The organism is Aurantimonas sp. NFXS3 (assembly GCF_049132005.1).
GTDB lineage: Bacteria > Pseudomonadota > Alphaproteobacteria > Rhizobiales > Rhizobiaceae > Aurantimonas > Aurantimonas coralicida.
Genome location: NZ_JAGDDZ010000004.1, coordinates 125,841 through 144,576, shown reverse-complemented (window position 1 = coordinate 144,576; position 18,736 = coordinate 125,841). Strand labels below are relative to the sequence as shown.

General features: G+C 66.2%; 19 protein-coding genes and 1 tRNA gene. 16 read left to right on the top strand and 4 right to left on the bottom strand.

Annotated elements, in window-relative coordinates:
- Positions 1-6 precede the first annotated feature (6 nt).
- From ctaD to J3367_RS13005, 4 genes are read left to right on the top strand one after another with little or no spacing between them, the layout of a single operon-like run.
- Positions 7-1,950, top strand: a complete 1,944-nt coding sequence (gene ctaD, locus J3367_RS13020) for a cytochrome c oxidase subunit I (protein ID WP_024351568.1) — start codon at positions 7-9, stop codon at positions 1,948-1,950.
- Positions 1,943-2,560 carry a cytochrome c oxidase subunit 3 gene (locus J3367_RS13015; RefSeq protein WP_024351569.1) on the top strand — a complete coding sequence of 206 codons (618 nt, stop codon included), beginning with the start codon at positions 1,943-1,945 and terminating at the stop codon, positions 2,558-2,560. Before ctaD ends, J3367_RS13015 begins: the two co-directional genes overlap by 8 nt.
- Positions 2,561-2,564: 4 nt before the next feature.
- Positions 2,565-3,014, top strand: a complete 450-nt coding sequence (locus tag J3367_RS13010) for a hypothetical protein (protein WP_024351570.1) — start codon at positions 2,565-2,567, stop codon at positions 3,012-3,014.
- A complete protein-coding gene (locus J3367_RS13005) occupies positions 3,002-3,382 on the top strand; it encodes a c-type cytochrome (RefSeq protein ID WP_029703476.1) in 381 nt (126 codons plus the stop codon). Before J3367_RS13010 ends, J3367_RS13005 begins: the two co-directional genes overlap by 13 nt.
- A 65-nt stretch (positions 3,383-3,447) precedes the next feature.
- On the opposite strand, the gene J3367_RS13000 is transcribed toward J3367_RS13005, so the two are convergent.
- Positions 3,448-4,308, bottom strand: coding sequence for a DUF305 domain-containing protein (locus J3367_RS13000; protein WP_024351572.1), 861 nt, complete (start codon positions 4,306-4,308; stop codon positions 3,448-3,450).
- Between the two features lie 455 nt (positions 4,309-4,763).
- On the opposite strand from J3367_RS13000, the gene J3367_RS12995 reads away from it, so the two are divergent.
- The 6 genes from J3367_RS12995 to J3367_RS12970 all read left to right on the top strand — a co-directional run bounded on the left by J3367_RS12995 (position 4,764) and on the right by J3367_RS12970 (position 11,948).
- Positions 4,764-8,276: a chemotaxis protein CheB gene (locus tag J3367_RS12995; RefSeq protein ID WP_029703478.1), complete on the top strand. Its 3,513-nt coding sequence runs from the start codon at positions 4,764-4,766 to the stop codon at positions 8,274-8,276.
- Complete coding sequence (locus J3367_RS12990) at positions 8,273-8,668, top strand: response regulator (RefSeq protein ID WP_024351574.1); 396 nt, start codon at positions 8,273-8,275, stop codon at positions 8,666-8,668. The genes J3367_RS12995 and J3367_RS12990 overlap by 4 nt, the downstream gene beginning before the upstream one ends.
- A 212-nt stretch (positions 8,669-8,880) precedes the next feature.
- Positions 8,881-9,621, top strand: a complete 741-nt coding sequence (locus tag J3367_RS12985; RefSeq protein ID WP_024351575.1) for a Crp/Fnr family transcriptional regulator — start codon at positions 8,881-8,883, stop codon at positions 9,619-9,621.
- Positions 9,622-9,936: 315 nt separating this feature from the next.
- On the top strand, positions 9,937-10,947 hold the full coding sequence (locus J3367_RS12980) for a sensor histidine kinase (RefSeq protein ID WP_024351576.1): 1,011 nt from the start codon (positions 9,937-9,939) through the stop codon (positions 10,945-10,947).
- A 147-nt stretch (positions 10,948-11,094) separates the two neighbouring features.
- The gene (locus J3367_RS12975) at positions 11,095-11,517 is read left to right on the top strand and encodes a hypothetical protein (RefSeq protein ID WP_024351577.1); all 423 of its coding nucleotides are present in this window, start codon (positions 11,095-11,097) and stop codon (positions 11,515-11,517) included.
- A 158-nt stretch (positions 11,518-11,675) separates the two neighbouring features.
- Positions 11,676-11,948, top strand: coding sequence for a hypothetical protein (locus J3367_RS12970; protein ID WP_024351578.1), 273 nt, complete (start codon positions 11,676-11,678; stop codon positions 11,946-11,948).
- A 113-nt stretch (positions 11,949-12,061) separates the two neighbouring features.
- Here the strand turns inward: J3367_RS12970 and J3367_RS12965 are convergent.
- Positions 12,062-12,151 (bottom strand) — tRNA-Ser (locus tag J3367_RS12965).
- A gap of 348 nt (positions 12,152-12,499) precedes the next feature.
- Between J3367_RS12965 and J3367_RS12960 the strand changes: the two genes are divergently transcribed.
- The 4 genes from J3367_RS12960 (at position 12,500) to J3367_RS12945 (ending at position 15,920) form a co-directional block, all read left to right on the top strand.
- Positions 12,500-12,793, top strand: coding sequence for a hypothetical protein (locus tag J3367_RS12960; protein ID WP_155898529.1), 294 nt, complete (start codon positions 12,500-12,502; stop codon positions 12,791-12,793).
- A gap of 34 nt (positions 12,794-12,827) precedes the next feature.
- Positions 12,828-13,499 carry a peptide-methionine (S)-S-oxide reductase MsrA gene (msrA, locus tag J3367_RS12955; protein WP_029703481.1) on the top strand — a complete coding sequence of 224 codons (672 nt, stop codon included), beginning with the start codon at positions 12,828-12,830 and terminating at the stop codon, positions 13,497-13,499.
- A gap of 340 nt (positions 13,500-13,839) precedes the next feature.
- Positions 13,840-14,835, top strand: a complete 996-nt coding sequence (locus J3367_RS12950; protein WP_024351581.1) for a BMP family lipoprotein — start codon at positions 13,840-13,842, stop codon at positions 14,833-14,835.
- A 143-nt stretch (positions 14,836-14,978) separates the two neighbouring features.
- The gene (locus J3367_RS12945) at positions 14,979-15,920 is read left to right on the top strand and encodes a nucleoside hydrolase (protein ID WP_024351582.1); all 942 of its coding nucleotides are present in this window, start codon (positions 14,979-14,981) and stop codon (positions 15,918-15,920) included.
- 19 nt (positions 15,921-15,939) lie between these two features.
- On the opposite strand, the gene J3367_RS12940 is transcribed toward J3367_RS12945, so the two are convergent.
- Together J3367_RS12940 and J3367_RS12935 are read right to left on the bottom strand one after the other, a co-directional pair.
- Positions 15,940-16,161, bottom strand: a complete 222-nt coding sequence (locus J3367_RS12940) for a SlyX family protein (protein ID WP_024351583.1) — start codon at positions 16,159-16,161, stop codon at positions 15,940-15,942.
- Positions 16,158-16,610, bottom strand: a complete 453-nt coding sequence (locus J3367_RS12935) for an acyl-CoA thioesterase (protein ID WP_024351584.1) — start codon at positions 16,608-16,610, stop codon at positions 16,158-16,160. Before J3367_RS12935 ends, J3367_RS12940 begins: the two co-directional genes overlap by 4 nt.
- Before the next feature lie 156 nt (positions 16,611-16,766).
- On the opposite strand from J3367_RS12935, the gene J3367_RS12930 reads away from it, so the two are divergent.
- On the top strand, positions 16,767-18,299 hold the full coding sequence (locus J3367_RS12930; protein WP_024351585.1) for an ABC transporter ATP-binding protein: 1,533 nt from the start codon (positions 16,767-16,769) through the stop codon (positions 18,297-18,299).
- Positions 18,296-18,733, top strand: coding sequence for a VOC family protein (locus tag J3367_RS12925; protein ID WP_024351586.1), 438 nt, complete (start codon positions 18,296-18,298; stop codon positions 18,731-18,733). Before J3367_RS12930 ends, J3367_RS12925 begins: the two co-directional genes overlap by 4 nt.
- The last annotated feature ends 3 nt before the right edge of the window (positions 18,734-18,736 follow it).

The following is an 18,736-nucleotide window of genomic DNA, read 5'->3' as shown; positions in this document are numbered from 1 at the left end:
AAAGCCGTGGCAGAGCCGCATCAGAAGATCCCGCAGGCGGGCGTCGCGACCCCGGAACTGGAAGCCCGGCTCCAGGCGATCTGGGAAACGGATTCCGGCCTGATGGGCTGGATAGGCACCGTTGATCACAAGGAAATCGGCATCCGCTACATCGTCACGGCCTTCGCCTTCCTCATCGCGGGCGGCATCGAGGCACTGATTATGCGGATTCAGCTCGCCGGGCCCGAGCAGAGCGTGGTGACCCCGGAACAGTACGACCAGCTGTTCTCGATGCACGGCATCACGATGATCTTCCTCTATGCCCTGCCGATCCTGTCGGGCTTCTCGAACTATCTGTTCCCGCTGCTCTTCGGCTCGCGGGACATGGCGTTTCCGCGGCTGAACGCCTTCTCCTACTGGGTGTATCTGGCGTCCGGCCTGTTCATGTATTCCAGCTTCCTGATCGGCGCGGCGCCGAATGATGGCTGGTTCAACTACGCGCCCTATTCGCTGAAGGACTTCAATCCCGGCCCGAACATGGATTTCTATGCCCTCGGCATGATCTTCCTCGGCATATCCACGACGGTCGGCGCGGCGAACTTCGTCGTCACCTTCCTGCGCTGCCGGGCGCCCGGCATGTCGATCAACCGCATCCCGATCATGGTCTGGGGAACGACGACGATCTCGATGGGCATTCTCCTGTCCGTGCCGGCCGTCAGCCTCGCCTTCTTCCTGCTCTGGATGGACCGCCAGTTCGGGACGCATTTCTACGAGACCGGCGGGGGCGGCGAGCCGCTCCTGTGGCAGCATTTGTTCTGGATCTTCGCCCATCCCTGGGTCTACATCATCGTCCTGCCGGCCATGGGCATGGCGTCGGACGTCCTGCCGGTGTTCTGTCGGCGTCCCCTGGTCGCCTATACGCTCGTCGTGCTTGGAACGATCAGCACCATGGCGCTGGGGTTCGGCGTCTGGGTGCACCACATGTTCACCACCGGCATCCCCTTCCTGTCGATGTCGTTCTTCAGCGGTGCCTCCTTCATCATCACCATTCCCAGTGCGATCGCGGTCTTCGCCTGGGTCGCCACCATCTGGACCGGCCGGATCGTCGTCTCGACGGCCTTTCTCTATTTCGCCGCCTTCATCGCCATGTTCGTCATCGGTGGCGTCTCCGGCGTGATGACCGCGTCGGTGCCCGCCGATCTGCAATTGCACGACACCTATTTCGTCGTGGCGCACATCCATTACGTGCTGATCGGCATCAATCTGTTCGGCGTGCTCGGCGGGCTGCATTTCTGGTTTCCCAAGATGAGCGGGCGGATGCTGGGCGAGCGCCTCGGGCGCTGGACCTTCTGGACCATCTTCATCGGGTTCAATCTCGGCTTCCTGCCGATGCACTGGACCGGGCTTCTGGGCATGCCGCGCCGGATCTATACCTATCCGCAGGACGTCGGCTGGAGCGCGATGAACATGGTCACCACGGTGGGCAGCTTCATCTTCGCCGTCGGTTTCGCCATGCTCCTCATCAACGTGCTGGTCAGCCTGCGGCGCGGGGCGCCGGCCGGCGCCAATCCCTGGGACGCGCCGACGCTGGAATGGGCGGTCTCGTCGCCGCCGCCGCCCTACAATTTCGCAGTGCTGCCGGTCATCGCCAGCCGCCATCCCCTGTGGGAGAGCCGGCTCGACGAAGGCCGCGGCGATTCCTCCCTCGAACGCGGGCTGCTGCTCGACGATGGCAAGGAGATGCTGGTGACGACGCCGATCGACGCCCAGCCGGACCTGATCGTGAAGATGCCCGCCGACGATCCCTGGCCGTTCCTGGTGACCCTCGCCATGACCCTGGGCTTCGCCGCGCTTCTCCTGCACTGGTGGTGGGTTGCGGCCGGCGCAGGCCTGGCGATCCTCTTCGGCCTGCTTGCCTGGCTCTGGCCACGGGCCGATCTCGGCCAGAAGCGGGAGCCGGGCCATGCGTGATGCAGTTCCCATGGCCGAAGCGCCCCTGCAGATCGGATCGCTGGCGGTCGGCAGCATCGCCCGACGGGCTTCGGGCTGGTGGGGCATGGTGACCCTCGTTGCGACCGAGGCCGTCCTCTTTTCCTATCTCCTGTTCAGCTATTTCTACCTGGCCACCCAGTCCGGCCCGAACTGGTATCCGGCCGAGCTGCCGTCCTTCACGCTGTCGGCGCCGAGCACGGTCATCCTGATCGCCAGCAGTATCGCCGTCTGGTTTGCGGAAAAGGGCGCCGAAACCGGGTCGCGCGGCCGGCTGGTGGCGGGATTGCTGGTCGGCCTTGCGCTGGGCACGATATTCGTCGGCCTGCAGGTCAAGGAATGGCTCGACAAGCCCTTCACCCTGTCCGCCCATTCCTACGGTTCGATGTATTTCACGGTGACGGGGTTCCACCTGGCCCATGTCGTGGTCGGGCTCGTCATCCTGGCCGTGCTGACCGTGTGGAGCGCTCTCGGCTATTTCGACCGCCAGCGCATGGCGCCGGTCGCGATCGGCGCCCTGTACTGGCACTTCGTCGATGTCGTCTGGCTGGCAGTCTTCTTCAGTCTTTACATCACGCCCCATCTGAGGTGAGCGGATGACGGAACCGACACGCCCGATCTTCCATATCGGACATCCGGCGCCGGCCTCGGGCACGGTCGCGAACTGGCGCCTCATCGTCGGCATTGCCGGGGCTCCGGCCGCCTGGACCCTGCAATTGTCCGCCGCCACCGCCCTGGCCGGCAATGCCTGCATCGGCGGCGACGGCGCGAAACGTCCGGTTGTCGATCTCGATGGAATCGGCGCGATGATCGTTGCGGCGAATCTCGCGGCGCTGGTCCTTGCCCTGGCTTCGCTCGCGCTGGCGCTTCTCGCCTACCGCCAGACCCGGAAGCAATCCTCAGGTCGCCACCGGGACATTCTGGACACGGCGGAGGGGCGAAGCTGCTTTCTCGCCCTCTGGGGCGTGGGGATCGGCACGCTGTTCACCGTCGCCATCGTCTTCAACACCGTCTCGCTGTTCTGGACGAGCCTATGCGGTCTGTGATGCGTGCCGCCGCGGGCCTGGCGATGCTCGTTCCGCTCGTCCTCGCCGGCTGCGTGGACGATGCGGCGCACTCGCGAGCCGAGGCCATCGGCGATGTCGCGATCGGCGCGGTTCGCATCCGTCAGGCCGGCTGTGGCGCCTGCCACATCATCCCCGGCATCGACGGGGCCGAGGGTCTCGTCGGCCCGCCGCTCGACCATATGGCCAACCGGCTTTATCTCGCGGGGCTGCTGCGCAACACGCCGGCCAACATGATCCACTGGCTGCGCGAGCCCCAGGCGGTCGCACCGGGCAGCGTCATGCCCGACATGGGGCTGACGGAGCAGCAGGCCCGCGACATCACGGCCTATCTCTATACGCTGGAGTGACCGGCGCCGCCTCGCAGGGAGCGGGCGGCAACCGGTCGGTCAGCGGGCGCGGCGATGCGGCCTGTTCAGGCGGCCCTACATTCGTAGAAACCGCGATAGCCGATGGTCAGGCCCTGATCGAGCGTGAAGACCAGTTCGGCATCGGAGCGCCAGTCGGCCTCTTCCCCCAGGGGACGGACGGCGACGGACACGCCCGGCGCGCCGTAGACGACGCCGGTCTCCGTCCGGTCCTGCGCTTCCAGCGGCACGAGGACGCCGTTCAGCTTCATGGCTCCGTCGGCGCCGTCCTGCGCGGCCCAGAAGATGGGATCAGTCTCGCGGCTGCGGTGGAAGACGCAGCGCGGTCCGGCTGCAAGGATCTCGTCTGCCTCGGCCTTTGGCATCGGGGAGGGGTCGAGCGTCGAGACCAGGGCCTGGCCGAGGGCGTCCTCGATGGTGCCGACCTCGGCCGGCGGGTCCTGATAGATGGAATCGACCGTGTTGCCGGCCGACACCTCGGCGATGAGGTAGCGCATCTCGGCGATTTCGCGCCGCTGCGCCTCGATGATCTCGTCCGCCATCTTCCGCACGCGCGGATCGCGAATCTGTGCCCGCTCGGAGGTCATGATGGCGATGGAATGGTGCGGGATCATCGCCTGCATGTAGCTCGGCCCGGAGACCGTGACCTGGCTGCGCACGAGCCACAGGGAGAGCGCGAAGACGACGATGGCGCCTGCGAAGATCGCGATGTTCAGCGCCTTGTTGGCATACATTCCCAGCATGTAGGCCAGCATGATGACGGCCATGGTGGCGCCCATCAGGATCGCCATGTAGGTGCGCGTCTCCGAAAAGAAGACGTGCTCCAGGGCGTAGGTGTTGAGATACATCAGGATGAACATCACCACGGTCGAGGTGAGGATCATCAGTCCAAATCGCACGTAGGACATCGGTCTGGCTTCTCCTTGATCGGCCTGCGGGGTAGGGGCGGGTGATGCAGCCACCGTTGCGAGCCTCACCAGCAAACGGGAGGCACTTCCCGCCGGGGTTGGCTCGTCGCCCCTCCCACCTGTTGCCTGCAGGGCATCGGCCGGACGGCATGCGGAACGCTCGCCGACCGCGCAGCTTTTTGGCCGAACGGGTCGCGGCGCGACGGGTTCCTCACGACTTCGAGAGGCGCCTACTCACCCAAGGTCAGGAACAGGCCGTCATGCCGCAGCGCCATGCGGGCGAAGCGCTGCGCTCGCGACCCTATCCCCGCGCTAACGTAAGCCAGCCACATGATCGACGCCGGTCCCGACGGGTGCGCGCTGTCAAATGTGCAACCGTGGCGTATATCCAAGGGGGAATGACGCAGATTCGATGAGGCTTCATGTCCGACGGGAGCGCTGGTCCAGGCGCCAATATGCAACGCTTCACGCCGGTCTGCGCCATCGGCGCGTCCGCAGGTGGCGTCTCGGCGCTCCGCAGCTTCTTCCGGCAGATTCCCGACGATCTCGGACTGGCCTATGTGGTCATCGTCCATCTGGCGCCCGACCATCCGAGCGCCCTGAGCGAGATCCTGGCGGCCTGCACCTCCATGCCGGTTCACGAGGTCCATGACGGGCCCGCCCTGAAGCCCAACTGCGTCTATGTGATCTCGCCCGATCGCGAACTGGTCATCGAAGGCGATTCGATCGCCGCCCGTCCCTTTACCGAACCTCGAGGGCATCGCGCGCCGATCGACATGTTCTTCCGCTCCATCGCGGCCGGGCGCGGCGATGGTCTGGCGGTGGTCATGACCGGGGCCGGCTCGGACGGTGCGATCGGCATTCGCTCGATCAAGGAGGCGGGCGGCGTCGTCTTCGTGCAGGAGCCGGCCGAGGCGGGCTTTCCGTCGATGCCGCACAGCGCCATCGCCACCGGCGCGGCGGATTTCGTCGGCCCCATCGCCCGGCTGGTGGAGCGGATCGGCGAGGTCGCGCGCAGCAAGGAGGCGGTTCGCTCGCTCGACGAGGGCGGCGCGGCCAACGATTTGCGCCGCATCACCACCTTCCTGCGGGCCCGGACCGGACACGACTTCTCCAGCTACAAGCGCGCGACGGTGATGCGCCGCGTGCTGCGCCGCATGCAGGTCAACCGCATCACCAGCATCGCCGAATATGCCGACTATCTGAAGAGCACGCCGGAAGAGGCGCAGGACCTGTTCGGCGACCTCCTGATCTCGGTGACCATGTTCTTCCGGGACAATGACGCCTTCGCGTCGCTCGCGCGCTGCGCCATCGCGCCGATCTTCGACAATCTGGAGGAAGAGGGCATCCGCGCCTGGGTCGCCGGCTGCGCCACCGGCGAGGAGGCCTACAGCCTGGCCATCCTGATGCTGGAGGAAGCGGAGCGGCGCAAGGTGCAGGTGCCGATCCAGATCTTCGCCAGCGATCTCGACGAGGGCGCTTTGGCGACGGGCCGGCAGGGCCGCTACCCCCATTCGATCCGTGCCGATGTCAGCGACGAGCGCCTCGCCCGCTACTTCCACGACGACGGCACCCATTACCGGGTCAACCAGGAGGTCCGCGACTGCGTCCTGTTCGCGTCGCACAGCGTGCTGCGCGATCCGCCCTTCCTGCGGCTGGATCTCGTCGCCTGCCGCAACCTGCTGATCTATCTGGAGCGCTCGCTGCAGAAGCAGATCTGCTCGATCTTCCACTACGGGCTGCGGGGCAACCGCTATCTGTTCCTCGGCTCGGCCGAGACCGCAGATTCCAGCCCGGACCTGTTCGCCACCGTCGAGCGGGACGCGCGGATCTATCGCAGCCTGCCCAAGGCACCCGGCATGCAGCCCGAACTGCCGCAACTCGTCGCCGACCATCGCGCCACGGGCTACGCGCAGGCCGCCGAGCCGCATGTGGCGCGCGACGGACGGGCGGCGACGCCGACCGATACCCACGCTTCGGCACTCGAACGCTTCGCGCCGCCCAGCGTGCTGGTCGATGCCGGCTACAACATCCTGCACATGTCGCCGACGGCAGGCCGGTTCATCCTGCACTCGTCCGGTCCGTTCACCAGCCGGCTCTCGGCGGTCGTGCGGCCGGAACTGCGGCTCGATCTGAAGATGGCGCTCGGCAAGGCGTTCGATCAGAAGCTGCCGACGGTGACCCATCCGGTAGCGGTGGACATGGAAGGGGCGATCCGCAGGATTACCCTGTCGGTGATCCCCGTGACCCACGGGACGGCCGCTCCCGTGCAGACGCTGGTCCTGTTCAATGACGGGGGGGCCGCCGAGATCGACGAGGGCCCGGATCCCGAAGCCCTTGCCGAGCCCGGCGAGATGCGCCGCCTCCATGCCGAGCTGAAGGCCGCGCAGGAGGCGCTGGTCGCCAGCCGCCACGAGCACGAGGCCTCGATCCAGGATCTGAGGGCGGCGAACGAGGAACTGCAATCCATCAACGAAGAGTACCGGTCCACCTCCGAGGAACTGGAAACCTCCAAGGAGGAGCTGCAGTCGATCAACGAGGAACTGCAGACGGTCAATGCCGAGCTGAAGGTCAAGCTGCAGAGCATTTCCTCGGCGCACAGCGACCTGCAGAACCTGACCACGGCGACCGAGATCGGCACGCTCTTCCTCGACGCCCAGCTGCGCATCAAGATGTTCACGCCGCCCGTCGCGGCATTGTTCAACGTCGCCGAGAGCGATGTCGGCCGGCAGATTACCGACTTCACCCATCAGCTCGAGCATGACGGCATCGAGCGGGAGGTGAAGAAGGTCTTGCGCGATCTGGCGCCGCTGGAAAGCGAGGTCTGCAGCCGGAACGGACGCTGGTACATGATGCGGGTGCGCCCCTATCGCACCATCGAGGACCGGATCGACGGCACGGTGATGACCTTCGTCGACATCACCGAGCGCCTCGAGATGGAGCGCCGGTTGGCCGAGTCGGAACGCCGGCTGCGGGCGCTCGTCCAGGCCAGTGCGCAGGTCATGTACCGGATGAACTCGGACTGGTCGCGCATGCGCGAGCTGTCCGGCGAGGCGGGCCTTGGCGATGACGACAGCGGCGGCGACAACTGGTTCGCCCGCTTCATCCAGCCCGAAGACCGTCAGCAGGTCGAGGAGACGGTCACCGCGGCTATCGCCCGTCAGGCCCCTTTCGAGATCGAATACCGGACCCGGCGCGCCGATGGCACCGGCGCCTGGGCGCTGGCGCGGGCCGTCCCGATCTTCGACGGGTCCGGCGCGCTGACCGAATGGTTCGGCATCGCCAGCGACATTACAGAGAGCAAGGATTTCCAGGAGCGCCAGCGGGTTCTCGTCGCCGAATTGCAGCACCGCACCCGCAACCTTCTCGGCGTGGTTCGCTCGCTGGCCGATAAGACCGCCGAAGGGGCAGAGTCCACCCAGTCCTTCCTGGCGAAATATCACACCCGTCTCGACGCCCTGTCGCGGGTCAACGGCATGTTGTCGCGACTGGAAAGCGGCCAGCGCGTGACCTTTCTGGAACTCGTCCACGCCGAGCTGGCCGCCCAGGGCGGCGATCCGGACACGCTGGGCGACCGGGTGGTGCTGGACGGGCCGGCGGATGTCGAGCTGCGCTCCGCGACGCTCCAGACCTTCGCACTGGCGATCCATGAACTGACCACGAATGCGACCAAATACGGTGCGCTGGTGGGGAACGGCCGGCTGGCCGTATCGTGGCGCCGGCAGACGGACGCGAACGGCGTGGAATTCCTGCATCTCGAATGGATCGAAACCGGCGTGGAGATGAGCCTGGAACGCAAGAGCCCGATGTCGGCCGGCGGCTTCGGCCGGGAACTCATCGAGAAGGCTCTGCCTTTCCAGCTTGATGCGCGTACGACCTATCGCCTGACCGACGATGGCGTCGAATGCACGATCGATCTCCCGGTCAGGCGGATATCGCAAGGCGGTAACGAGAGGAGCGAACCATGAATATGGTGGCGAACAGGCAGAGTGATCGCCGGCTCGACCTTTCCGGCAAACGCGTGCTTCTCGTCGAGGACGAGTACTTCCTCGCCGAAGACATGAGCCGCAGCCTGCGATCGTCCGGCGCCGAGGTGCTGGGGCCCTTTGCCGATGTGAACGGCGCCATGCGTTGCCTGGAAACCGAGACGGTGGTCAGCGCGGCGATCCTCGACATCAATCTGCGCGGCGAGATGATCTTCCTGCTTGCCGACGCCCTCGGCGCGCGCAACGTCCCCTATGTCTTCTCGAGCGGCTATGAACGCTGGGCCATTCCGCAATCCTACAGCAAGGTCCCGCTCTACGAGAAGCCGACCGACGCCGCCAGGCTGATGCGCGAGCTGTTCGGCCAAGGGCGGTAGCCTTTCGGCGCGCAGCGGCGGGCTCCCGCAGGCGGATCGGTCCGCTTGGGTCATGCCTATGGAAACAGTGCTTTACAGAAAAAGGTGAGGCCACCATCCAGCGGAGTGATAGGTTATCGGGCTGAGCGGAGTCGATCGCTGCAGCCCCCCTCGCGGGCATGATCTTTCGAGGAGGATTCCCTTCGACAGGCGATCGTCCGGACTGGAGTGCAATGCCCCACAAGCTGATCCGCAAGCTCGAGCATTTCACGCGGCTGGCATCGGACGATCGGGACGCTCTCGAGGCGCTCGCGCAGCATCGGCAGCGCGTCTACCGGGCCCGCGAAACGATCATCAACGAGGGCGACAAGCCGGAGGTCGTCAATCTGTTCCTCGACGGATGGGCCTGCCGCTACAAGGATTTGGAGAACGGCAAGCGGCAGATCATGTCGATCTTCGTTCCCGGCGACATCTGCGACCTGAACATCTTCATCCTTAAATACATGGATCATTCGATCGCGGCGCTGACATCGGTCACGGTCGTGGAGATCTCGCGCGATGCCTTCGAACGCGCCATCGCCCGAAGCCCCCGCGTGATGCAGGCGCTGTGGTGGGACACGCTGGTTACGGCGGCGGTCCAGCGGGAATGGACGATGAATGTCGGCCAGCGCGACGCGCGCGAGCGCATCGCCCATCTGATCTGCGAACTCTACACGCGGCTCGATTGCGTCGGGCTCGTCACCGATGGCGCCTGCCTGTTTCCGCTGACCCAGAGCGAGCTCGGCGAGGCGACCGGCCTGACACCCGTCAGCGTCAACCGCGTGCTGCAGGATCTGCGCAGGTCCAACCTCATTCATCTGCACGATTCCCGCCTGCGCATTCTCGATCTGCCGGGTCTGCAGCAGGCCGCCATGTTCAATCCGAACTATCTGCACCTCGGTCAAGAAGGCAGCCATCTGGCGGCAAATACCTAGCCGTGCGCAGAAAATGCCGACAATCGTCTGAACCGAACCAGAGCGGAGGCGGTTGGGTGTCTGGAAAACGCAATGATCGGGCAAGGCTGCCGCGAGGATGCAAAGGCCCGAAGGGCATCTTACGCGACAACGCTTTGCTTCTGTTTGCGGGGAGAGTTTCGTGGAGCCGGGAGACAATGTTGAAGACCCGGATAGGCCTTGGCCCGGGACGCGATCCGTCGGGGATCGAATGATTGGTGTCGCCCGGGCGGGCTCTCTCCTCGTCCTCATGACGGCGGCAAGCGGGGCCGGATCCGCACGCGAAAGGGCGGCCTGATGGCCGGGCCGGACCGTTCGCAATCGCGCTCCCGACAGGCGAGGGAGGCCTGGCTGTCGACGATCATTGAGGCGGTTCCGGCGCTCTTGTGGGCCTTTGCCGCGGATGGACGATGGTCCTGGGCGAGCCCGCAATGGGTGAGCTACACGGGCCTCGATCCGGCGGAAGACCGCCGGCGCGGCTGGCTCGAGGCGGTTCACCCCGAGGACCGCGAGACCGCCCTGGCGGCAAGCGTGCCTGCGGACGAGCCGGGCCGCGCCGCCCATATCCGCATGCTCGAGGCGCGAACCGGCAGCTACCGGTGGTTCAAGATCATGGGGTCTGCGCTTCCCGTTCCCGATCCGGACAATACCGACGCGCCGGCCTGGCTGGTCACCGCGACCGATGTCGACGATCTGCAGAATCTGAGGAACGAGCAGCGCCGGCTTCTGGCGGAACTGCAGCACCGCGTGCGCAACAATCTGGCGAACATCCGCTCGATCGTACGGCGCACCGGCGAAACGAGCGCCAGCGTCACCGATTTCGCGGGCCATCTGGAGGGGCGGCTCGACGCGCTGGGCCGCATCCAGACCTATGTCGCCCGCAGTCCGGCCGGCGACGTCGCGCTGGTCGAGATCGTTGCCGAGGAAATCCTGGCTGGCGCCCTGCGCGAAGGCGAGAATGTTCACATCGACGGTCCGTCGATCCGTTTGCCGGCGCGCATTGCCGAACCGCTTGCCCTCGCCATTCACGAACTGACCCAGAACGCCATCAAATACGGGCCGCTGATGACGCCCGACGGATCGGTGCGCGTCACATGGCGGCTGGACGATCGGGACGGAACGCGGTGGCTCGACTTCGAATGGGCCGAGACGGGGCTGCGCGATCCGCTGCCCGAAACGATCCGCGACGGTTTCGGCTTCGAGCTCCTGAAACGCACACTCGGCTACCAGATCGACGCCCACACGACGATCCGGCTTGATCGGCACAAGATGGAATGTGAGATTTCGATACCGCTCGGCAAGGCATAGGCGAACGGCCGATCCACGACGCGGCGGGGGACCTTCCGGCCAATCGGCGAGCTTCCATGTTGAGCGGCCGTGGCGGAGCGGCGCCGTGGCTCGGGTGGGGCACCGGTTTCGCAGATCGCTGACTGCAAGCCACTGGGGGGGGAGGCGATGCGCCGATCGAGCCTGATCCTGAAGAACCTCCGGTTGAGCGTGATGGACAATTCATCGGCCTTCGCCTTCTCGACGACCATCACGGGCTCTTTCGCGCTGCTGAACCTCGTCGCCCCCGCTTCGGCGGTGCGAATCTTCGCCGGGGCTGCCGGCACCGTTCTGGCCTTCATGGTGGCCGAATGGCTGGCTCTCCTGTTCCTGCGCCACCAGCCGGACGATGAATCCACCAGCACCCGGCTGTTCGGCCGCATGATGAACTTCGTCTCCGTCGGCCTGGCGCTGGGCGTCACCACTCTGATCGGCCACTGGCTGTCGGGAACGACCAGCTGGTTCGTCGCGGGGCTGCTGTCCAGCCTGGTGTTCATCCTCATCGAAGGGCTGGAACTTGCGGTCGCCGAAGCAAGGGAAGCGGACGAATGAGCGCCTCCGCCTGCATGGCGTGAAGCACGCTGTCAGCGAGAGGCTTTCAAACCGGGCGACCGGGCCGAAACAATAAGGTCTGCTTATACCAGTTAAGCGAGCGGCTCGCCGGGACCGGCCAGACTGGGACGATCGAGGAGATCGAATCGGAGCGGGCGATGCAGATGTCGTTGAGGGAGGCCATCGGCGAAGCGGTGGAACGCGCACACGATGCAGGATCGCTCGTCTTCGGCGAGATCAAGGCCAGCATCCTGGCCGGATACGCCCTGCAGGACCCGCTCGACGAAACCGCCATCGAGCTCGGCATCATTCAGGAAGCCTCCCGCCGCAGCCTTCCGCTCCGGTTCGAGAAGGCCCGAAACCCGCTGCGATCCGACGGATTCGATGGAGGCTCCGCGCAGGCGTTCGGCCACCAGGTTCCGGCGTGCTAGGCGCGAACAGGACGCAGGATGATGGTGCGGAACGCTTTGCGACGCCGCAGTTTCCTGAATATCGAAATTTGTCAGAGGTTTGTCGCCGACGCCGCGGGCGGGCGGGCGTTTAATGGCGGTGAGAGAGGGATTCGAACCCTCGATACGGTTTCCCGTATACACGCGTTCCAGGCGTGCGCCTTCAACCACTCGGCCACCTCACCAGATGTTCGAGGCTACAAACGGGCGGTCTGGCCGTCTGTGACGCCTGAAAGGCGACCGGGCCGGAGCGCACCAAATCAGTGCGTTCGCGGCCCTCTCGAACGGCGCGGACTATAGCCAGAACGCTTCGCGGTTCAAGAGCCGATTTCGCCAAACCGTGATGCGGCCTTCTGCCAGCGGCGATTGTGCCGGCGCGGCAGTGCCCCCACCTATCCTCAGTGGGCCATTCGATTGTGCTAGTCTCGCCGTCACGGCTGCTTCGCCGCAGGCCGTCGGCATGACGGGCGAGATGATGGGGCCGGGCCGCCGGAAGCGCGAAGCGGGCCACGGAACGACGCGAGGGAGAAACGATGCGATTGCTGCTGCGCCTGATCGGAACGCTGTTCCTCTGTGTGTGCGTGGTGTTCGCCGTCGGCGACATCGCCCGCAGCCTGGCGGCCGAAACGGCGCGGCTTCTGACCGTCGCCGAGGCGCTGGCCCTTATCGGCAGCAGCCTGCCGCCGGCGACCGACAGCGCGACGCTGGCCACCGCGACCCGCGAGATCGGCCGCTGGTCCGTGGCGATCACCGCGGGCGTTGCCGGCCTCGTCTTCCTCGTCCTCGGCCGCAAGCCATGGTCCCGGCGCCGGCCGTCGCTGCGCTGACCGGACCGCCAGAAACGACAGTTAGGAGCAGACCATGTATATTCTCGACATGTTTTCCAAGAAGATGAAGCTGCCGGGCGCCGAGGATGCGCTGCCGGGCCGCGATGCGCCGATCGAGACGGCCGAGACCCATTTCGTCAATGGCGAGGCGCTGAAGGGCCCGTTCGCCGACGGGCTGGAGACGGCGATCTTCGGGATGGGCTGCTTCTGGGGCGTCGAGCGCAAGTTCTGGCAGTTGCCGGGCGTGGTGGTGACGGCCGCCGGCTATGCCGCCGGCACGACGCCGAACCCGACCTACCAGGAAGTCTGCACCGGCCAGACCGGTCACAACGAGGTGGTGCTGGTGGTCTTCGATCCGGCCAGGATCAGCTACGAGACGCTGCTCAAGACCTTCTGGGAAGGCCACGACCCGACCCAGGGGATGCGCCAGGGCAACGACATGGGCACCCAGTACCGCTCGGGGATCTACCTGACCTCGGAGGATCAGCGGGCTGCCGCCGAGGCGTCGAAGGCCGCCTATCAGGAGGCGCTGACGGCCGCCGGCCACAAGGGGACGATTACCACCGAGATTCGCCCGGCCGGCGAGTTCTATTATGCCGAGGGCTATCACCAGCAATATCTGGCGAAGAATCCGAGCGGCTATTGCGGCGTCGGCGGCACCGGCGTGTCGTGTCCGGTGGGGCTCGGGGCGGAAGCGGCGCAATAGCGCCGGCGGCAGGATAGGGCGGGGTGCGGGCGCGTTCCGGCCATCGAAGCGCTGCCCCGAAGCCAGTTCGTCGCCGGAGCGGTGGTTCCGGCGTTTTGGCATGGGTCCTCGGGTCGAGCCCGAGGATGACGCTGCGGATGTTTCAGCCGGGGAAGTCGTCTGCCGCTTTGTAGGCGATCCGTTTGGGCGGCGGCGCGTACACCAAGTGATCTGATTCCGCGTGATTTCCGGCGGCGGCCATGCCAGTCTTCGGGACAGACGCGGGGCTGTGCCGGCGCCGCGAGCCAGACGGGTCCCAGGGCCTGTCGCCACCAGCCCATTGCAACAGGGATCGGATCACATGAAACAGTTCCTGGCCGGACTTCTGGCCGCCACGCTCCTTTCGGCTTCCTCGGCCTCGGCCGCCGATTTCGCCCCGGCGCTGCTCTACGACCTCGGCGGCAAATTCGACAAATCCTTCAACGAGGCCGCCTATAACGGCGCCGAGAAGTACAAGGCCGACAGCGGCACCGAATATCGCGAGTTCGAGATCACCAACGACGCCCAGCGCGAGCAGGCGCTGCGCCGCTTCGCCCGTGACGGCGCAAACCCGATCATCTCGGTCGGCTTCAGCCAAGCCGCGGCGCTGGAAGCGGTCGCCAAGGAATATCCCGACACCCAGTTCGCCATCATCGACGCGGTCGTCGACGCGCCGAACGTCCAGTCGATCCTCTTCAAGGAAGAGGAAGGCTCCTACCTCGTCGGGATCCTGGCGGCGATGAAGTCGGAGACCGGCACGGTCGGCTTCGTCGGTGGCATGGATATTCCGCTGATCTCGAAATTCGCCTGCGGCTATGCCGGCGGCGTCAAGTCGGTGAAGGCGGACGCCAAGGTCTTGGAGAACATGACCGGCACGACCGGCGCGGCCTGGAACGATCCGGTGCGCGGCGGCGAGTTGACCAAGTCGCAGATGGACCAGGGCGCGGACGTCGTCTTCCACGCCGCCGGCGGCACCGGCATCGGCGTGCTGCAGGCGGCGGCCGACGCGGGCAAATACGGCATCGGCGTCGATTCCAACCAGAACATGCTGTTTCCCGGCCATGTCCTGACCTCGATGGTCAAGCGCGTCGACACGGCGGTCTACACGACCTTCGACGACGCGGCGAAGGGCGAGTGGAAGCCCGGTATCGTCACGCTCGGCCTCGAGAATGACGGCGTCGCCTATGCCCTCGACGAGCACAATGCCGATCTGATCACCGAGGAGATGAAGGCCGCCGTCGACCAGGCGCGGCAGGACATCATCGACGGCAAGATCGAGGTGCACGACTACAGCACCGATTCCAGCTGCCCCTACTGATCCCGCGCTTCGTCGCGGCGTGATCGAAAGGCGTCCCGTTCGCGGGGCGCCTTTTTTGCCACTGGGCCCGGTACCTGCACGCTTTCGCCGTCCGGCGCGCAGTGCTATCGGCGGGCCGCAGCCAACGGCGAAGGACAGGCACGATGACCCAGAAAGTGATCTTCGACACCGATCCCGGCCAGGACGATGCCGTTGCGATCCTGACGGCGCTCGCTTCGCCGGAGGAGCTCGACATTCTCGGCATCGTCACCGTGGCCGGCAACATTCCCCTGTCTTTGACCACGAAGAACGCGCTGAAGCTGCTGGAACTGGCCGGCCGGCCGGAGATCCCGGTCCATGCCGGCTGCGAGCGGCCGATGCTGCGCCCGCTGGTCACGGCCGAGCATGTGCATGGCCAGACCGGTCTCGACGGGCCGGACCTGCCGGAGCCGAAGCTTGCGGCGCGCGAGGGCCATGGCGTCGATTTCCTGATCGAGACGATCCGCGCCCATCCGGCCGGGACGATCCGGCTGATGGCGCTCGGGCCGCTGACCAATCTCGGCGTCGCCTTCACCAAGGCGCCGGACATTGCAGCGCGGTTGAAGGACATCGTCCTGATGGGCGGCGGTTGCTTCGAGGGGGGCAACATCACGCCGGCGGCCGAGTTCAACATCTATGTCGATCCCGAGGCCGCCGCGATCGTCTTTGCCAGCGGCGCGGCGATCACCGTCCTGCCCCTCGACGTGACCCATTTCATGCGCTCGACGCGCGCGCGAATCGCCGGCTTCGGCGATCTGGGCAATCGCTCGGGCGCTGCGGTCGCGGCGATGCTGAACTTTTCCGAGCGCTTCGACGTGGAGAAATACGGCTGGGAGGGCGCGCCGCTGCACGATCCCTGCGTGACCGCCTTCGTCTTACGCCCCGACATCTTCACGGCGCGGCCGGTCAATGTGGAGGTTGAGACCGGCAGTCTTCTGACCCGCGGCATGACCGTCTGCGACTATTGGGGCGTCACCGACCGGCCGCAGAACGCCCATTGGGTGCGTTCGGGCGATGCCGATGCCTATTTCGCGCTTCTGACCGAGCGGATCGCCCGGCTGCCGTGACGCCCGGCCGGGCCGCCGCTCAATAATGCGGCGGCTTGGTGTTTTCCGGCCGCGGCATCGCCACGTCCTCCAGCGCCTCGAAGCGGTCGCCCAGCGAGCGCAGGCTGCGCTGCATCCGTTCGATCGCCGCGGAAGCCCGCTGCAATTCCTCCGACAGATCCTCGATCATCTGGGCCTGGTGGGCCGCCATGATCTCCAGATCCTCGATCCGCTTCTCGTTGCCGTCGTCGGTCTCGCTCATAGGGTCAGCTCCAGAAGCCTGTTGCGCAGCCGGTCGTCCAGCGGGGCCGGGCGGCGGGTGTGGCGGTCGACATAGACATGAACGAAGAACCCTTCCGCCGCCGCGGTGTCGGCCTCGCCGCGAAACAGCCCGACCTCGTAGCGCACCGATGAGGTGCCCAGCCGGCCCACCCTTATGCCGGCCGTGACCGGGTCGGGGAAGGCGAGTTCGGCAAAGTAGCGGCAGCCGGTCTCCACCACGAGCCCGATCCGGTCGCCGCGATGGATGTCCAGGAGACCGTTGGCGATCAGCCAGCCATTCACCGCGCTGTCGAACAGGGCGTAGTGCACGACATTGTTCATGTGGCCATAGATGTCGTTGTCCGACCAGCGCGTCGTCAACGGCACGAAGGCCCGGTAGGCCTCGCGCCGTGCCGGCCCCGGCCGGTCCTGTTGTCTGTCGTCCGGCATCGCTCTCGTCCGTCGTCCGCGTTTGCCGACTCATCCCGTATGCGTGCCGCCAACGCAACGCCCGATCCGGCGATGCGGTGCGGGCCGCTTATGGACTGGCATTCACGGCCCCCGCTCTCTAAGCTCCGGCGAACGACGACAGGCCAGAGAATCTGCATGCCCGATCCGGCGATCGAACTGATCGACATCGACAAGAGCTTCGGCGTGGTGCGGGCCAACAAGCGCATCAATCTGGCGGTGGAACGTGGCACGATCCACGGCATCATCGGCGAGAACGGCGCCGGCAAGTCGACGCTGATGTCGATCATTTACGGCTTCTACCAGGCCGATTCCGGCACGATCAAAGTCGGTGGCAAGACCGTGGACATCTCCGATCCGAACGCCGCCATCGCGGCCGGCATCGGCATGGTCCACCAGCATTTCATGCTGGTCGAGAACTTCACCGTGGTCGAGAACGTCATGCTCGGCGCCGAGCAGTCGCCGCTGCTGTTTTCCGGCATCGCCAGGGTGCGGGCCGAGCTGAAGCGGCTGGAGCGCGACCATTCGCTCGACGTCGACCCCGACGCCATCGTCGAGGAGCTTCCCGTCGGCCGCCAGCAGCGGGTCGAGATCCTGAAGGCGCTGTATCGTGGCGCCGACATCCTGATCCTCGACGAGCCCACCGGCGTCCTGACCCCGGCCGAGGCGGACCACCTCTTCGCGGTGCTGCGGCAGCTGCGCGACGAGGGCAAGACGATCATCCTGATCACCCACAAGCTGCGCGAGATCATGGCGATCACCGACAATGTCTCGGTGATGCGGCAGGGCGAGATGGTGGCGACGCGCCGCACCGCCGACACCGATGCCGCCGAACTTGCCGAGCTGATGGTCGGGCGCCGCGTGCTCCTGACGGTGGACAAGGCGCCGGCCGCGCCGCGCGACGTGAAGCTGAGCGTGACCGGCCTGACGGTGCGCGACCGGCGCGGCGTCGTCATGGTCGAGGACGTCTCCTTCGACGTGAAGGCCGGCGAGATCGTCGGCATCGCCGGCGTCGCGGGCAACGGCCAGTCGGAACTTCTGGAGGCGCTGGCCGGCATCCGCCGGGCCGAAAGCGGCCGCATCGCCATGCTGGGACGCGACATCGACCCGTCGCAGGAGGTCGATCCGGCCGAGATCCGCCGCATGGGCTGCGCCCATGTGCCGGAGGACCGTCATCATATGGGCCTCGTCCTGCCCTTCGAGGAAAATGAGAACGCCATTCTCGGCTACCAGGGCGATCCGCGCTTCGCCAAGGGGCCGCTGCTCGACCGCGACGCCATGCGCCGCGACGCCGAGGCCAAGATCAAGGCCTATGACATCCGTCCGCCGGACTGCCGGCTGAAGACCTCGAACTTTTCCGGCGGCAACCAGCAGAAGATCGTGCTGGCCCGCGAGATGGAGCGCGATCCGGACGTGCTGTTGATCGGCCAGCCGACCCGCGGCGTCGATGTCGGCGCGATCGAGTTCATCCATCGGCGCATCATCGAGATGCGCGACGCCGGCAAGGCGATTCTGCTCGTCTCGGTCGAGCTCGACGAGATCCGCGCCCTGTCGGATCGCATCCTCGTCATGTTCGCCGGCCGCATCGTCGGCGAGCGCAGTCCCGATGCCAACGAAGGCGAGCTCGGCCTGCTGATGGCCGGAATCGAGGGGCAGGAGGCGGCGGAATGAGCGCGGCGCGCATTTCCCTCGTCACGCTCGGCGTTGCCGATGTCGCCCGGGCCGTGGCCTTCTACGAGGCGCTGGGCTGGACGAAGGCGCCGCAGAGCGTCGAATCGACGGCGTTCATGGTCGGCGCGTCGATCGTCCTCGGCCTGTGGAACCGCGCCGAGATGATCGCCGATGGCGGCGAGGGCGAATTGCCGGTGGGCTCCGGTTCGGTGGCGCTGGCAGTGAATTTCGCCTCCGTCGACGCGGTGTCCGAGGCCTATGATCGGGCACTCGCGGCCGGTGCCCTGCCGGTGAAGCCGCCGGCAGAAGTCTTCTGGGGCGGGTTCTCCGGCAATTTCCGCGATCTCGACGGGCATCTGTGGGAATATGCCCACAATCCGTTCTTCAAGCTGTCCGACGACGGTCATCTCGACCTTCTCGCGAGCGACGAGTGACCG

Coding starts and splice junctions, on each gene's coding strand:
- J3367_RS12980 (WP_024351576.1), top strand. CDS start 9,937: ATGGCCGGGCCGGACCGTTCGCAATCGCGCTCCCGACAGGCGAGGGAG.
- J3367_RS13000 (WP_024351572.1), bottom strand. CDS start 4,308: ATGTCCTACGTGCGATTTGGACTGATGATCCTCACCTCGACCGTGGTG.
- J3367_RS12945 (WP_024351582.1), top strand. CDS start 14,979: ATGACCCAGAAAGTGATCTTCGACACCGATCCCGGCCAGGACGATGCC.
- J3367_RS12950 (WP_024351581.1), top strand. CDS start 13,840: ATGAAACAGTTCCTGGCCGGACTTCTGGCCGCCACGCTCCTTTCGGCT.
- J3367_RS12995 (WP_029703478.1), top strand. CDS start 4,764: ATGCAACGCTTCACGCCGGTCTGCGCCATCGGCGCGTCCGCAGGTGGC.
- J3367_RS13005 (WP_029703476.1), top strand. CDS start 3,002: ATGCGGTCTGTGATGCGTGCCGCCGCGGGCCTGGCGATGCTCGTTCCG.
- J3367_RS13015 (WP_024351569.1), top strand. CDS start 1,943: ATGCGTGATGCAGTTCCCATGGCCGAAGCGCCCCTGCAGATCGGATCG.
- J3367_RS12930 (WP_024351585.1), top strand. CDS start 16,767: ATGCCCGATCCGGCGATCGAACTGATCGACATCGACAAGAGCTTCGGC.
- J3367_RS12990 (WP_024351574.1), top strand. CDS start 8,273: ATGAATATGGTGGCGAACAGGCAGAGTGATCGCCGGCTCGACCTTTCC.
- J3367_RS12970 (WP_024351578.1), top strand. CDS start 11,676: ATGCAGATGTCGTTGAGGGAGGCCATCGGCGAAGCGGTGGAACGCGCA.
- J3367_RS12960 (WP_155898529.1), top strand. CDS start 12,500: ATGCGATTGCTGCTGCGCCTGATCGGAACGCTGTTCCTCTGTGTGTGC.
- J3367_RS12985 (WP_024351575.1), top strand. CDS start 8,881: ATGCCCCACAAGCTGATCCGCAAGCTCGAGCATTTCACGCGGCTGGCA.
- J3367_RS12940 (WP_024351583.1), bottom strand. CDS start 16,161: ATGAGCGAGACCGACGACGGCAACGAGAAGCGGATCGAGGATCTGGAG.
- J3367_RS12925 (WP_024351586.1), top strand. CDS start 18,296: ATGAGCGCGGCGCGCATTTCCCTCGTCACGCTCGGCGTTGCCGATGTC.
- J3367_RS13010 (WP_024351570.1), top strand. CDS start 2,565: ATGACGGAACCGACACGCCCGATCTTCCATATCGGACATCCGGCGCCG.
- J3367_RS12935 (WP_024351584.1), bottom strand. CDS start 16,610: ATGCCGGACGACAGACAACAGGACCGGCCGGGGCCGGCACGGCGCGAG.
- msrA (WP_029703481.1), top strand. CDS start 12,828: ATGTATATTCTCGACATGTTTTCCAAGAAGATGAAGCTGCCGGGCGCC.
- J3367_RS12975 (WP_024351577.1), top strand. CDS start 11,095: ATGCGCCGATCGAGCCTGATCCTGAAGAACCTCCGGTTGAGCGTGATG.